Raw genomic sequence first — 14,647 nt, forward strand, 5'->3', positions numbered from 1 at the left:
TGTGGAAATATTCCCGGATTTAGAAACGGGGCAATGGGCTTGGATTATTTTGGCCGCATTGTTGATTGGTATATCAAAAACTGGTATTGGCGGTCTTCTGACACTAGTAATCCCAATATTAGCAGCTGTATTCGGAGGAAAAGCTTCAACTGGGATTATCCTTCCGATGTTGATTGTAGGTGATGTTTTTGCGGTTTTTTATTATAAACATAATGCGAAACGGGAAGACATTATTAAATTACTGCCATGGACTTTTATGGGACTAATATTTGGTTTGATCATTGGCGGTTACATAAATGATGAACAATTCAAAAGCCTGATTGCACTATCAGTTTTACTATGTCTGTTTTTGTTAATTTATTTTGAAAAAAAAGGCGATCAACTGAAAATTCCCGACAAGACCTGGTTGCATGCTTTAGTCGGAATTCTTTCCGGGTTCACATCAATGATCGGAAATGCGGCAGGGCCCATTTTTAGTGTGTACCTGTTGGCAAAAGGCGTGAATAAAGTAAATTTTCTGGGGATGACAGCGTGGTTCTTCTTTATCGTCAACGTCACAAAACTACCCATGCAAGTATTCATCTGGCATAATATTACAGTCCAGACGTTTGTACTCACTGGTTTAATGATACCTTTTATTGGTATCGGTGCAGTTTTCGGGGCGTTTATTATTAAACGAATCAATGAAAAATCATTTCGGTATTTAATTATTGCGATGACAGCAATTGTCTCGGTGAAACTCTTTTTTTAGTGGAAATCTGGCTGAAAAGTCAGAATTCAGATGATTAAATAAAATCAAATAATCAAACCAGTTTAAAAAAACTCAGTTATTCAGCAATTGCCTCCGAATGGCTGAGTATTTTTTATTGACTGATATCAATGAAATATTCGATGTTTTTCTAGGAATCTTAATTGACCAATTTTACTCACAGGGATGGATATAAAATTTCTCAATATTAGCATTGAGCAGATAATCGCTTTTGATCGATTGCAATTGTTGATAATGCTTAGTCTGGGCATGAAAAGCCAGCGCCTCATCATTTTCCCAGATTTCTACAAGTAATAGCTGATCGTCAGAGTCAACTGGATAATAATAGTCGTATCTGTGATTGCCAAACTCCTGTTTTGACTGTTCTACAACACCAAGTTGAGTTAAGGCATTTAAAAATTCGGTTCTTCTACCCGGCTTAGTAGTATAGGTTACATTTAGCAATATGTTTTCTTTTGTTTTCATGTTCAACCTCCAGTGGTGAAAATTTTATTAAATCGCAACGATGAGATGTGGTTGCTGATTCAAAGTGAAAAAACAAGATTTTCCAGGGCTTTGCTAGAGCTTGAGTTAATAACTGGAACTTTAAAGATTTACGAGTTAAGTATACCCTTTATAAGAGTTACTGTAAAGAATTAAACGATTATCGATTAAAAAACCAGAAGAATCATGCCATTAAGAGGGCGCAATACTTCTGGTTTTTTGGTTAGGCGATTCGTATGATTAGTTACTTAATACTTAATAAAGCTGGCTCCAGGAACGCCGCAGATAACGCATTTGTCAGGCACTGCTTTTTCAATATTGCCGCAGAGCGGGCAGAGATAGTAAAAGACTTCTTCGGTTTGATCCAGATTTTCCAGGGCTTCCTGATACAGTCTGGCATGAACAGCTTCGGCTTTCATAGCCAGGGTAAAGGTTTTAATGGCTTCTTTATTTCCTTCGGCTTCGGCTTCTTTTAAGAAGTCCGGATACATTTCAGTAAATTCATGGGTTTCTCCAGCGACCGCATCTTTAAGGTTTTCAGCAGTAGTATGGATCTTTCCGGCAACTTCAAAATGCTTCAGGGCATGCAGGGTTTCGGCATCAGACGCGGCGCGAAATAATTTAGCCGCATTGATTTTTCCGTCGGCTTCAGCTTTCTTTGAATAAGCAGTGTACTTTCTGTTTGCCTGGGACTCGCCGGCAAACGCCTCCATAAGATTGTTAAGTGTTTTAGATTCTGACATTTGTTTTCCTCCATATCAATATTTTATTTAGGCAGTTTGATGCGTTGTGATCCGGGAAAGAAAGGGAACATTCCGGTCAGGCAGAGCAAACGCCGCAATAAAGTAACAATTACTAATCAGTAATGATTATGAATAAGATACCATAGAAAAATAGAGGTGTCAATAAAATCTGCAAAAAATTATAATAAAAAAACCGAAGCTATTGCTTCGGCATTGATTATTTTTGATCGCAGTCGTCAGCGGTAATTTCTTCATAAATCATCTGCATTTCTTCATCCAGTCGGGTGATCGACTCGGCACAGTATTTCAGCCGTTCCCGGAGACCTTCGGACATATCGTTATGTCCTTTGTATTTGAGCTGATGCTCAAGACTGGCCCAGAAATCCATGGCGATGGTTCTAATTTGGATTTCAACGGGAACAGATTCGGTTCGTTCCGCCAGGAAAATGGGTACCAGAACAATCAGGTGCAGGCTTCGGTAGCCGTTTTTCTTCGGCTCATTGATATAGTCGTTTTTTCGAACCAGGGTAATATCATCCTGACGGACTAACAGGTTGGCAATATGGTTAATATCATTTAAATAGTTACAGATTACCCGAACTCCGGCAATATCCGTCAAGTTTTTGCGGATGTTCTCGGCAGTAATCTCCAGCCCTTTTTTCTGCATTTTTTCAGCGATGCTCTGGGGTGCCTTTAAACGGTATTCCATATGATGGATGGGATTATGGTCGTATCGGGCCTGGAATTCTTCATCGAGGATCTCAAGCTTGGTTTTAATTTCTTTTATGGCAGCCCGATAAATCTGCTGCTGCAGGAGAAATTCCTTCAGATTTCCGTTAATGTCCAGATCTTCAGAAAAGGGTACTTCAGTTGAATTAATTTGCATTGATTTTTATCACTTTAGTCAGTTAAGAGTAGAAAGTGCCTTTCTATAGTTAATCGTGTTAATAAGTAAGCTGTAAATAGGAAATCGGGAGACATTCTAATATTGATGAAGACTAACGAGATAAGCCTTAACAAGTATTTCAACAATGATGAACGCATTTGGTGGATGCGGTTGATATTAAATAAAGTCTACAAGTTGTAATTATACATCTAAAACCTTAGGTGCAATTTAAAGATTGGGCGGATGTGATCATTAAAACGAAATTTCCGGTGACAGCCATGCGATTCTATGGAAATAACTGAGTGGCTAAAGCTGATCTGGCGCCACCTGGCGAATTGAATGATTTGTTTTTAGATAAGTGGGTATATTAAAAGATAGAAAAAGAAAGGAAGTGGACTTATGGGAATTTTCACCTGGATCATACTTGGCGGTTTAGCCGGTTGGCTGGCCAGCATGCTGACTAAAAACAATGAAAAGATGGGATTAATTAAAAACATTGTGGTCGGAATTCTGGGCGCAATGATCGGTGGCTTTGTATTTAGCTTTTTCGGAGCAACCGGGGTAACCGGATTTAATTTGTGGAGTATATTCGTTGCTTGCGTGGGAGCGGTAATCCTGCTGGTTATCATTAATTTGTTTACAAGATAATAGCATCGCTAACGACATGTTCCAACTGGTCAGGAAAGAGACTCTCTTTCCTGACTTTTTTTAGATTAAGAAAGGCTGTTATTCAAGTGAATGAGGGGGTTATTTTGTGCGGCTGTTTTTTATTTCATATAATTTCTTGTCGGCTTCAATGATGACCTTTTCGAGAATTTCTTGGTCACGCATCTGGTATAATCCAAAACTGGCACTGATGTGGATAAGGGTGTCGTTATAATTAATTTCGACGGTTTCGAGAACATGCTTTAAGCGGGCGATGAGGATAGAAGCCTCGGCATAATTGGTGTTTGACATCAGCAATACAAATTCATCCCCGCCATAGCGCCCAAAAAGGTCAAAATCGCGGATGCTTTCATTGATCGTTTGGGCGACCGTTTTTAAAACCAGATCCCCGGCATGATGACCATAGGTATCATTGATATTCTTAAACCGATCAATATCGATCATGGCAACACAAAGATCTGCATGAAACCGTTTGGCTTTGGAAAATTCAACAGAGGCCAACTGTTCAAAATACTGACGATTGAAGATCCGGGTCAGACCATCCCGCTGGGCAAGATCACGCATTTTCTGACCTTCCACCTTATCGGTCACATCCATGCAGCTGCCAATATAGCCGGCAAATTCATGATCCTTGATATAGTAGGGAACACCCCGGTCATTGATCCATCGATAAACGCCATCTTTTCGCTTAAGCCGGTATTCCATTTCAAAGGATTCCTGTTTGGCAAAAGCGTCTAAATAAATTTTCAGGCACATCTCAAAATCCTCAGGATGAACGCCTTCGGCCCAGCCGGTTCCGACTTCTTCGGCCATGGCTTTGCCGGAAAAGCTCAGCCAGGTGGTGTTAAAGTAATTACACAATGTATCGGTACCCGCGCGCCAGATCATGTTAGGGGATGACTCAACAATGATCCGGTACTGTTCATTATCCAGTGTCATGGAAATACCTCCAGAAAATTTAAATATTAACGGTTTAGAGTTAATACTTATTATAGCCTGATTTGGGTATCTTTGCAGTAAAATTTTAGCGCGTCATTTTATTTATTTGTGCCGCCGGGAAAGTTCGATGCTTTCATAAATTTGCATTTATTTTCATTAAGATTTGTGGTATTCTTTTACCAGTGTCATTGTATCAGAAATTAAAAAATGAGGTTGGTGCGTAGATGAAGATACTAAGGTTTTTGCTGATTTTTGTCCCGATAAGCATTGTGGGAGAATTCATGCACTTTTCACCCACATTAATGTTTGTTCTTTCGGCTTTGGCCATTATCCCCCTGGCGGGCATCATGGGAGAAGCAACAGAAGAAATTTCTTTCTATTCAGGGCCGCGAATCGGCGGATTTCTCAATGCTACCTTTGGTAATGCCACCGAACTGATCATCGCCTTTTTTGCCATGCAGGCAGGACTGTTTGATGTGGTCAAAGCGTCGATTGCCGGATCGGTGATTGGTAATATCCTGTTGGTGCTGGGTGCCAGTATGCTAATGGGGGGAATGAAATTCAAGTCCCAATCGTTTAATAAACAATCCATTGAGGTTTCATCGAGCATGCTGCTGTTTGCCGTCATTGGTTTAACTGTTCCGGCAATCTTTACCCATACAGTGGCTGCCGATCTTCTCAATACCCGCTATGAGGGGCTTAGTATTACAGTGGCGGTGATCATGTTTGCCATCTATCTGATGAGTCTGTATTTTTCTTTTTATACTCATAAAGATATTTATTCAGCCGTACCGGAAGAGGAAGCCACGCCCAAATGGTCACTCAACAAGGCGATTGCGGTATTAATTGGCGCAACCGTCCTTATCGGGGTCGAAAGTGAGATGTTTGTGGGAGCGGTTGAGCCGATGACCGAAGCCATTGGACTCAGTGAGTTTTTCGTCGGGATTATTCTGGTGCCAATTATCGGAAATGCTGCGGAACATAGCACCGCTATTGTGATGGCATATAAAAATAAAATGGACGTGGCGATGGAGATTGCCATTGGATCCAGTCTCCAGATGATTCTGTTTGTCACGCCGGTGCTGATTTTTTTGAGCCTGCTGTTTACGCCGATGAGCATCATTTTCAACGAGTTTGAACTGGTAGCCCTGGTATTATCGGTGCTGATTGCCAATCGGGTCGCCAGTGACGGCGAATCCAACTGGCTGGAAGGGGTTCAGCTGCTGGCGGTCTACCTGATCATGGCGGTATCGTTTTTCATTTTATAATCAAGATAATCGCAGGTGTTAAGGCCTGAAAAACAGATAGTTTAATAACTATCTATTTTTTAATGTAAAAAAAGGTTGATAAAATCTTGTTGGGGTAAAAAGTAAATAGCGAAAAAATTCCGGGTGATTTTTGAAAGGAACGAATAAAAATGAAAAGAAAAATTATGATCTGGGGATTCTGTCTGACATTGATGGTTCTGATGTTTTCGGGTTGCGCCACAACCCCTTTACAGAGCCAGAGCCAGAGCCAGAACCAGAGCCAGAACCAGAGCTATGAAAAAACCATAGTAACGGCCCGAACTGAAATATGGAAGGCTATTTCCGGCGGCGGGGCGTCCAGTGCCACTGTGGCGATTATGGACAATGGTAAAATTGTTTATGAAGAAGGCTTTGCCATGGCCAACCGGGGGGATGCTGTGGGGGTGAATACCAGCACCCAGTTTAATATTGGCTCGGTCAGTAAGATTTTTACGGCCGCAGCGGTAATGCAGCTGGTCGAAGCGGGCCAGGTGGATCTGGATAAACCAGTAGTCGACTATGTTCCTGATTTTACCATGCAGGATAGCCGTTACAAAAATATCACAGTCCGGATGCTGCTAAATCATTCCTCAGGATTGCCGGGAACCGACATTTATAACGGTTTTGCCGCAGCAGTGGATCCGGATTTTCTGGCGACTTTTATGGTCTATCTGGCCAACAGCAATTTAAAGGATGATCCCGGGGTAGTCAGTGTTTACTGCAACGATGGCTTTACCCTGGCGGAAGTGCTGATCGAAAAGGTATCGGGTCAGTCTTATGCAGAATATCTCAATGAGAATCTCTTTGCGAAGGCGGGTATGGAAGACAGCAGTTGTTATTTTAAACCTGACAACCCTAATATTGCCCTAAAATACGACAACGATGACGGGTCAGCCTTACCGGCGGAATATGTCAACCTGATGGGTACCGGGGGGATTTCCTCCACCGCCGCAGATTTATGCCGGTTCGGAAACGCCTTGCTGACCAATAAGATCATGACCGCTGAGTCTTTTAGCGAATATACCAGCCCCCAGTATGCCCCGGAAACAGTGCCATCAGGAACGCCAATTACCAATTATGGCTTGGGCTGGGATATGGTAGCGGTGGCGGATTTTGCCGAACAGGGAATTCAGGTACTCAGCAAAAACGGCGGCACCCTGCAGTTTAACTCACAGCTTTATGTGCTGCCGGAACAAGGCTTATCCGTGGCCGTGATTTTTGCCGGCGCTGCCGATACAACCACGATCACTAATGCCATTACTCAGGCTTTGCTGGAGGAACAGGAAGCTTTACCGGGGAGTGAAACCAGTGCCGCAGCCGCACCGAATCCAGCTGCCATTCCTGATCAACTTAACAGCTTTGCCGGATATTATGGGGCCAATGGCAGCACCATTAAAGTTGAGTTTGACCGCCAGAACAACACCATGAATTACAAAAAATTCAATGGCAGCGAATTTGTCAGTACCGGTGCCTACGCCTATATGGACGACGGTTATTTCTATATGGCATCCGGAAATCGGCTGTCCTTTAGTGACAGCTTTGGGCAAAAACTGATCCTGCAAACCCTTCCAACGGCGGATTATTCCCTGGTTGTGGCCCAGGGGATCACTTCAGTCAATCCCGTGGATACCCAGAACTTTGCCAATAAATGGTGGATCCCCACGAATTTCAGCGCCATTGACCTCAATACCTTTGTCGCTGCCACTGGCAGTATTCCAGAATTGCCGGGCTTCATCTATTTTGGCGGCGACGATACCTTTACGCCCTACCGCTTAAAAGATGGCAACACCGCCGAAATGATCCTGCCCTATGCCCGGGATTTGGTTGAACCCCGAATTAGCGAAGTCAACGGAAAAAAAGTTCTTAATATGATGAGTTATACCTTTATCGATGCTCAGGATGTGACGGCGCTGGCAAAAGATGAGACCATCAGTATTGCCAAAGCCAATGAAAACCAGGTCAGAAAACTGGATGCTGACGGCATGTTTGGGGTCACGATGCCAGAAGGCGGCCGGGTGATTATCTTTGCTCCGGATTTTACCCTTAGCTATGACAGTCTTTATGCCGTTGCCGAAAGTGTGCCAGTCACAGCCGGTTCCTATGTGATGTTTATTGGGAACGAAGGCGATCAATTCCCCTATCAGTTCAGCTTTTAAAAAGTAAAGCAAATAATAAGACTCAAACTTTATTTTGAGTCTTATTTTTTTGCCCCAATTGGGTTACAATGAATTAAATTGCGCAATTGATCATGCGTCGAAAAACAATCAAGGGTGATTGCAGATTTAGATTATTTGAAAAAGAAAGGAAATTTGTCATGAAGAAGATTACCAGAATTATCTGCCTATTTCTTTCGTTGCTGTTTTTGACCGGCTGTACCGCCAGTCAAAACGAACCAAAAACAGAGAGCATCAAAGAGACCATCTATGATGCCTATGTTTATGCCTTTTCGTTAGTCCGGTTTCAGTAGCCATTTACCCTAATGCCAGTACCGACAGTGAGGGTGTTACCTTTGACGGCACCAATCATTATGTCATTCATTTTGACAAAGATCAGTTGCCGCCCACTAAAGATACCGGTTTCTGGTCGATCACCGCCTATGACAGTGATAATTTTTTGATCGATAATCCGATTGATCGCTATAGTATTAATGATCGCAGTGCCGTAACCTATAATCAGGATGGTTCGCTGGATCTGTTGCTGCAAACTCAGGCGCCACCAGATGCCGCAATGGCCAATAACTGGCTGCCGATTTCAGCTGACAATTTTCATTTGTATCTGCGCATCTATCTCCCTCAGGAGTCGGTGTTAAATGGAACCTGGCAACCGCCAACAATTAATAAGGCTGAATAAAAAATCAGCCTGTTGATAAGTACAGTGAACAAGGGTAATTTTTATATAACGGTAATTTAGGAGGAAAATAAAGAATCAAACGTGAAAAAAATGGCGAAGTCCCGGGGGCTTCGCCATTTTTTTTCAGAAAAACACAAAGTTGTGATGCATTAAAACCTAAACCAGATGATAGGCGGCCACAAAACCGGTTTCCACCGCATTGGCAATGCGGCCAATCTGGGCGGTATCACCAATTTTGACAACCCGATCAAAGTGAATGACAAGCTCATTAGCCAGGGTCTGATCAGCTTTGACACCTAAGGATAAAACCACATGATCAACGGTGAGATCAACGCATTGGCCGTCGTTTTGCTTTAATTTAATAGTGGTATCACCAATTCCAACCAGTTTGTGAGCTGGCATAAAGACCGTGCCAAATTTAATCAGCCGGGCCTGAACGTCGCTGAAGCTCTGCCAGCTGGCATCGGGACCAATGCGATCCGCCATTTCCACTACAAAAACCTCATTATCCTGGGTTTCCAGCAGTTCGGCTGTTTCCACACCGGTCATGCCAGAGCCGATAACAGCTACTTTTTTCCCGGTGAGAGTGACCTTCCCGGAGAGAATATCGGTACTGGTACAGACATGGGCTTTTTTGACACCCTTGATGGATTGGGGAACAATGGCTTCAGCACCGGTTCCCACAAAAACGGCATAAGGATCGAGGGCGGTTAGGGCATTATGGGTTGCCGGAGTACTAAGCCGAACATCCACGCCAAGTTTTGCGAGCTGAGTTTTATAATAGTCAATCAGCCAGTTGATTTTATCCTTATGCGGCGGCTTGTTTCCCAAACAAAGCTGTCCGCCCAGTTCACTATTTTTCTCAAATAAGACGACCTTAAATTGTCGTTCAGCAAGTTTTCTAGCGGCTTCCATTCCCGCTGGTCCGCCACCGATAATAACTACTAAACGTCCATCGCCATCCCGGCGTTCATCGTTGTAGAACCATTCCCGGGCAGCCCGGGGATTGATGGCACAGGCAAAGGGTTCGCCCTTCATCCCATTGGCAATCATCGAGTCCATGCAATTCAGACAGGAAATACAGCGGCGGATATCGTCCACCTGGCCGGCGGCAGCCTTATTGACCCAATCGGGATCGGCCAGTAAACCCCGGGCGATGGTAACCCCGTCTACTCGTCCCTCAGCAATGATTTTTTCAGCAAACTCCGGGTTGCGGATCACACCGACCCCAAAGACCGGCACGTCCACCGCTTTTTTAATGGCTTCGGCCAGGTAGATCTTCCAGCCTTCAGCAAAAGAAATCGGCTCCCAGGCCTGGTTCATGGTTTCATAAATACCAGCGGAGACATTGATGGCATCCAGACCAAAGGGCACCAGATATTTACAGATTTCCACCGCTTCATCCAGCAGCAGGCCATCTTCGGAAAAGGGGAACATCGATTCCCGCAGAAACTCATCGGCTGAGATTCGCAGCATCACTGGGTAGTCCCGCCCGACCCGTTCGCGGATGCCTTCAATAATTTCTTTAATGACCCGAGCCCGGTTTTTGGTGCTGCCACCGTATTCATCAGTCCGTTTATTGGTCAGCGGGGAAATGAACTGGTTTAACATATAGCCATGGGCACCATGCAGTTCAACCCCATCGATCCCGGCTTTGTAGCAACGCTCTGCGGCATTGATATAATCCTGAACAAAGCTTTTTATTTCAGCATTGGTCATTTCCCGGCATTCGGCCTGGGTCAACATACTTTTGATGCCGCTGGGGGAGATGGTCGCCCGCCCGCCGATGGCCATGTTATCAGTCTGGCGGCCGGGATGATGAAGCTGGACAAAGATGGCTCCGTCATAAAAATGAACGGCGTTAGCCAGTTTTGCCAGCCCCGGGATGCAGTCATCGGTGGCGGCAGAGGTTTGGCGGGGCATCATCACCCCGGTTTCGTTGTTGACCCGGGTGACTTCAGTAATAATCAGATTTGGGTGTATCGTTGTACCATCTCAAATCCTCCTTGATTTAGTAAAAGACATGTCTTTCGTATTTTATTACTAGTATAGCAGTTGAAAGCGTTTTCGTCTTTGTAATGGTTTGAGATTTTAGCGACCGGAAAGAACTCAGCTGACAAAGGAACTTTGTAAATATTAACAAATGAAGGATGGTAAAATTGTCAGAAAATCCAAAGAAATCGATGAGATCAATGGATACGATCAATGGATACGATCAAAGTCAGCGGTTTTTCTTAATGTACACGCGTTTAACCTCGTGATATAATGAGGCAAATTCGATAAGATGGCAAGGTGGTTCTGATGGCAGTTACACTTAAAAAAATTATTTCGATCTTGAATGGGCGGCCCCTTAAATTGAGCAGTAGTGGCGACGGAGAAAACATTGAAATTAAAGGCATTGACTATTATACGGAACAGCTCACTGACTTGTCGCCTGACTATGTCTATGTTTTAAAAGCGTCTGAAATTTACCGACGGCCACTGGGGAACAAAAATTACTTCATCATCATCGAGAATGAACCGCTAGACGAAAAACAACTCCGGGAAAACAATGCTATTCTGGTCGATAAAGAGTGGGCGCCGGAAGGTGTCGTCAAACAGATAAGACAATTATTTGAGGATCAGTATCGGGTTGGTGACAGCTCAATAAAAATTCTAATGGCTTGCCAGAAAGGCGCAACCATCCAGCAACTCCTGGATCTGGGCTACCAGATGCTTTGTAATCCGTTGCTTCTGGTTGACGTTTCGTTATGCTTTATTGCCCATTCCGGAGGCAATAATATTGATAATGAACCGCTCTGGGAATGGACCCTTTCTAAGGGATATGTCAACAAAGAGTACGCCCGATCAGTGATGACCGACGACTCTCAAACGGAAATGCTTGAGGGTGATACGGTGCTGGTCATCTGGGAAACCGGTCTGTTAAACCATCGCCAATTGGTTGGTCGGGTTTTAGACAATAATCGCCCGCTGGCATATCTCAAACTGTTGGAATATCATCATCCGATTACTGAAAGTGATGAAGAAATTTTAATTATGCTGTGTCATGCGGTGGCCATGACCATGGCGCACGTAAGCGACAGCAGTCATATCGCAAGTTCGCTCAGTGATACCTTCTTAATCGCCCTGCTGAATCAGAAAATGTATGATCACACGGCCATTGAGGAACGGGAAAAAATGTATGGCTTAAAGCTCTACAAAAATCTCTTTGCCCTGGTCATCCGCATTGATAACCGTTATCCGTGAAAGTGGATGATATACTCGATTGTATATAGTAAAAAAGTGGAGAAAGAAGCGCGATGAAAATAATCAATGAAACCCACAGTATAAATTTAAAAGAAGATTTTTCAATCGAACGATTACGGCTACAGGCAGATCATCAGTTGATCGGTGAAAAAATGACTGATCTGGTGATTGTCGAACATCATCTAAACGCCTATATCAACGATCAACTGGCCTTTAAGCTGGTCTGCACCCCGGAAAAACTGGATGCTCTGGTGCTGGGCTTTTTGCTCAGCGAGGGCTATATTAAAAATCGCGATGAAATTGAATTTATCTATGTCTGCGAAAGCGGTGAGCGGGTCAAGGTCCAGCTGAACAAACCGCTGGCCTTGCCGGAAATTAACCATGATACCAGCAGCAACTCGATTTCCTGTGGCAATAACCGGAAAATCCGCCAGGCGGCTTACGCCAAAAGTCTGATCCCTTTGCCGATCCATGACTGGTCCCATGAAACGGTATTGATGCTGGCCAATGCCTGCAACCGGAATGCCGGGCTGTTTGCCGAAACCGGCGGAACCCACTGCTGTGCCATGAGCATCGGGGGGGAACTGGCTTTTATCTGTGAAGATATTGGCCGTCATAATGCCGTGGATAAAGCCATTGGCCAGGCCTTGATGGAAGAAAAAAACCTCACTGAGGCGATCTTGTTTACCACCGGTCGGATTCCCTCGGATATGGTGATAAAAGCGATCAGAAGCCGCATCCCGGTGATTGCCTCTCATTCAGCCCCCACCGATGAAGCAGTTTTACTGGCCCGTCAGTTTAATCTCACTCTGATTGGGTTTGTCAGAGGCAAACGCATGAATCTCTATGCTGGAAAGTAATTTCCTGTTTTTTTTCGGAACTGCAATATCATCCAAGAGATTAAATCAGATCAATGCTACACTGGGAGGGAAGCGGAGGTAGAGCAATGAAACACCATGAAGAACGGAACGTGCGTTATGATAGCACCCTGAAAATAGAAGCCTTGCGGTTAAAAGGCATCATCCAAAAATTTCCCAACCACTTTCATGAGCATTATGTGATTGGTTTTATTGAAAGTGGACAGCGAAAACTGTCCTGTAAGAACAAAGAATACCGGATAGGACCGGGCGATTTGCTGCTTTTTAATCCTTATGATAATCATTTTTGCGAACAAATTGATGAAGACCCGCTGGACTATCGCTGTCTTAACATCAAGCCGGAAGTAATGCGGAAAGTGGTTTTCGAAATTACCCGGAAACAGGATAAACTGATTTTTAAACAGCCGGTGGTGTGCCAGTGCGAGCAGGTAAAAGCGCTTAAGGAACTGCATCAGATGGTGATGCAGGAAGAAAAAGAATTCAACAAGGACGAAGTATTTCTATTCATGATCGAACAGCTGATCGAAGAATATGGAAACTGGGAAACGGATGGTGATCAGCAGGAAGTCAATAGCGACATTGACATGATCTGTGCTTACCTGGAAGAACATTATCAGGAGCGGATCGCGTTAGATGACTTATGTACCTTAACCGGATGCAGCAAGTATTATCTGGTGCGGGCGTTTACAAAAACAAAGGGAATTACCCCCTACCGATATCTGGAGACGGTGCGCATCAACCAGGCCAAGCAGTTGCTGGAAAAAGGCCTGGAACCGCTTGAAACAGCCCACCAGACGGGATTTTCAGATCAGAGCCACTTCACCAATTTTTTCAAGGAATTCATCGGGATTACTCCCAAACAATACCAGAAAATATTTATCCCGAATGATTCACAAACCCGGAGATCCCGGTATGAGGATGAAGGGAGCAAAAATTGATCAGTGAACACCGGCTGGCCGGCCATCTGGCGGCAGCATTTTCTATTTTTATCTGGGGGATCACCTTTGTTTCCACCAAAATTTTACTGGATGTTTTTACCCCGATTGAGATTCTGATTTTACGGTTCGCCATCGGGTACTTCGTTCTGACCCTTGTCTATCCCCGAAGAATGGGGCTTCGCAGCCGTTCAGAGGAAATGCTTTTGATGGCCGCCGGGTTATGTGGGGTGACGCTCTATTTTTTGTTTGAGAACATCGCCCTCACCTATACCTATGCCTCCAATGTTGGCGTGATTATTTCCATTGCGCCCTTTTTCACGGCTATCCTGGCTCATTTCTTTTTGGCTGGAGAAAAACTGAGCCTGAATTTTTTTATTGGATTTCTGGCGGCCATCATCGGAATTTTTCTGATCAGCTTTAATGGGATCATGGTGCTGCAACTCAATCCCATTGGTGATTTGCTGGCGCTGCTGGCGGCCGGGGTGTGGGCTGTTTATTCGGTGCTGACCCGGAAAATAAGTGCGCTGGGTTATCATACCATTCAAACCACGAGGCGGATCTTTTTTTACGGGCTTATCTTTATGATGCCAGCCCTGCCCTTTTTTAATGTCAATTGGAGTTTAAAACCTTTAGCCCAGCCGGTCTATCTTTTTAATTTGCTGTTTCTGGGATTGTTGGCCTCGGCCCTTTGCTTTGTCACCTGGAGTCTGGCGGTCAAGTGGGTGGGAGCCACCAAAACGGCGGTTTATATTTATCTGGTGCCGGTAATTACCGTGGCAACATCGGTGATTGTCCTCCAGGAAAGATTAACCGGGTTGGCGGTTCTGGGCATTGCCTTGACCTTATTGGGATTGGTCATTTCCGAAAAGCAGAGCGCTCCAAAGAAAAACAGGATTGCCGAACAAGCCGAAAAGAGCAGCTGAAAAGAAATGCCAACAGATATGATTTTATCACAAATCAAAA

At 44.2% G+C, this 14,647-nt stretch carries 15 protein-coding genes; 10 read left to right on the forward strand and 5 right to left on the reverse strand.

What is annotated here, in order from left to right; all coding sequences use genetic code 11:
* Position 1 precedes the first annotated feature (1 nt).
* Positions 2-751 (forward strand): sulfite exporter TauE/SafE family protein, encoded by a 750-nt coding sequence (locus tag ACEW8F_RS11685; RefSeq protein ID WP_373483645.1) that lies wholly within the window; start codon positions 2-4, stop codon positions 749-751.
* Positions 752-922: 171 nt separating this feature from the next.
* Here ACEW8F_RS11685 and ACEW8F_RS11690 read toward each other — a convergent pair whose 3' ends face one another.
* The 3 genes from ACEW8F_RS11690 to ACEW8F_RS11700 form a co-directional block, all read right to left on the reverse strand.
* Positions 923-1,234, reverse strand: coding sequence for a putative quinol monooxygenase (locus ACEW8F_RS11690; RefSeq protein ID WP_373483646.1), 312 nt, complete (start codon positions 1,232-1,234; stop codon positions 923-925).
* Between the two features lie 266 nt (positions 1,235-1,500).
* On the reverse strand, positions 1,501-1,995 hold the full coding sequence (locus ACEW8F_RS11695) for a rubrerythrin family protein (RefSeq protein ID WP_373483647.1): 495 nt from the start codon (positions 1,993-1,995) through the stop codon (positions 1,501-1,503).
* Positions 1,996-2,212: 217 nt separating this feature from the next.
* Positions 2,213-2,881, reverse strand: a complete 669-nt coding sequence (locus ACEW8F_RS11700) for a GTP pyrophosphokinase family protein (protein WP_373483648.1) — start codon at positions 2,879-2,881, stop codon at positions 2,213-2,215.
* Between the two features lie 399 nt (positions 2,882-3,280).
* On the opposite strand from ACEW8F_RS11700, the gene ACEW8F_RS11705 reads away from it, so the two are divergent.
* Positions 3,281-3,529 carry a GlsB/YeaQ/YmgE family stress response membrane protein gene (locus ACEW8F_RS11705; protein WP_373483649.1) on the forward strand — a complete coding sequence of 83 codons (249 nt, stop codon included), beginning with the start codon at positions 3,281-3,283 and terminating at the stop codon, positions 3,527-3,529.
* A gap of 99 nt (positions 3,530-3,628) precedes the next feature.
* On the opposite strand, the gene ACEW8F_RS11710 is transcribed toward ACEW8F_RS11705, so the two are convergent.
* A complete protein-coding gene (locus tag ACEW8F_RS11710) occupies positions 3,629-4,486 on the reverse strand; it encodes a diguanylate cyclase (protein ID WP_373483650.1) in 858 nt (285 codons plus the stop codon).
* A gap of 224 nt (positions 4,487-4,710) precedes the next feature.
* Here ACEW8F_RS11710 and cax point away from each other — a divergent pair, with 224 nt between their 5' ends.
* From cax to ACEW8F_RS11730, 4 genes are all read left to right on the forward strand, one after another.
* A complete protein-coding gene (gene cax, locus ACEW8F_RS11715) occupies positions 4,711-5,754 on the forward strand; it encodes a calcium/proton exchanger (protein ID WP_373483651.1) in 1,044 nt (347 codons plus the stop codon).
* Positions 5,755-5,903: 149 nt separating this feature from the next.
* The gene (locus tag ACEW8F_RS11720) at positions 5,904-7,928 is read left to right on the forward strand and encodes a serine hydrolase domain-containing protein (RefSeq protein ID WP_373483652.1); all 2,025 of its coding nucleotides are present in this window, start codon (positions 5,904-5,906) and stop codon (positions 7,926-7,928) included.
* A gap of 158 nt (positions 7,929-8,086) precedes the next feature.
* On the forward strand, positions 8,087-8,239 hold the full coding sequence (locus ACEW8F_RS11725) for a hypothetical protein (RefSeq protein ID WP_373483653.1): 153 nt from the start codon (positions 8,087-8,089) through the stop codon (positions 8,237-8,239).
* A 2-nt stretch (positions 8,240-8,241) separates the two neighbouring features.
* Entirely contained in the window at positions 8,242-8,622 is a 381-nt protein-coding gene (locus ACEW8F_RS11730) for a DUF1214 domain-containing protein (RefSeq protein ID WP_373483694.1), read from the forward strand.
* A 156-nt stretch (positions 8,623-8,778) separates the two neighbouring features.
* On the opposite strand, the gene ACEW8F_RS11735 is transcribed toward ACEW8F_RS11730, so the two are convergent.
* Positions 8,779-10,605, reverse strand: a complete 1,827-nt coding sequence (locus tag ACEW8F_RS11735; protein WP_373483695.1) for an FAD-dependent oxidoreductase — start codon at positions 10,603-10,605, stop codon at positions 8,779-8,781.
* Between the two features lie 318 nt (positions 10,606-10,923).
* Between ACEW8F_RS11735 and ACEW8F_RS11740 the strand changes: the two genes are divergently transcribed.
* The 4 genes from ACEW8F_RS11740 to ACEW8F_RS11755 all read left to right on the forward strand — a co-directional run bounded on the left by ACEW8F_RS11740 (position 10,924) and on the right by ACEW8F_RS11755 (position 14,607).
* Positions 10,924-11,868, forward strand: coding sequence for a hypothetical protein (locus ACEW8F_RS11740; RefSeq protein WP_373483654.1), 945 nt, complete (start codon positions 10,924-10,926; stop codon positions 11,866-11,868).
* A gap of 53 nt (positions 11,869-11,921) precedes the next feature.
* Positions 11,922-12,728: a formate dehydrogenase accessory sulfurtransferase FdhD gene (fdhD, locus tag ACEW8F_RS11745; RefSeq protein WP_373483655.1), complete on the forward strand. Its 807-nt coding sequence runs from the start codon at positions 11,922-11,924 to the stop codon at positions 12,726-12,728.
* Between the two features lie 86 nt (positions 12,729-12,814).
* The gene (locus ACEW8F_RS11750) at positions 12,815-13,684 is read left to right on the forward strand and encodes a helix-turn-helix domain-containing protein (RefSeq protein WP_373483656.1); all 870 of its coding nucleotides are present in this window, start codon (positions 12,815-12,817) and stop codon (positions 13,682-13,684) included.
* Positions 13,681-14,607: a DMT family transporter gene (locus ACEW8F_RS11755; RefSeq protein ID WP_373483657.1), complete on the forward strand. Its 927-nt coding sequence runs from the start codon at positions 13,681-13,683 to the stop codon at positions 14,605-14,607. The genes ACEW8F_RS11750 and ACEW8F_RS11755 overlap by 4 nt, the downstream gene beginning before the upstream one ends.
* The last annotated feature ends 40 nt before the right edge of the window (positions 14,608-14,647 follow it).

Origin of the sequence: Acetobacterium sp. (genome assembly GCF_041752335.1) — a bacterium.
GTDB lineage: Bacteria > Bacillota > Clostridia > Eubacteriales > Eubacteriaceae > Acetobacterium.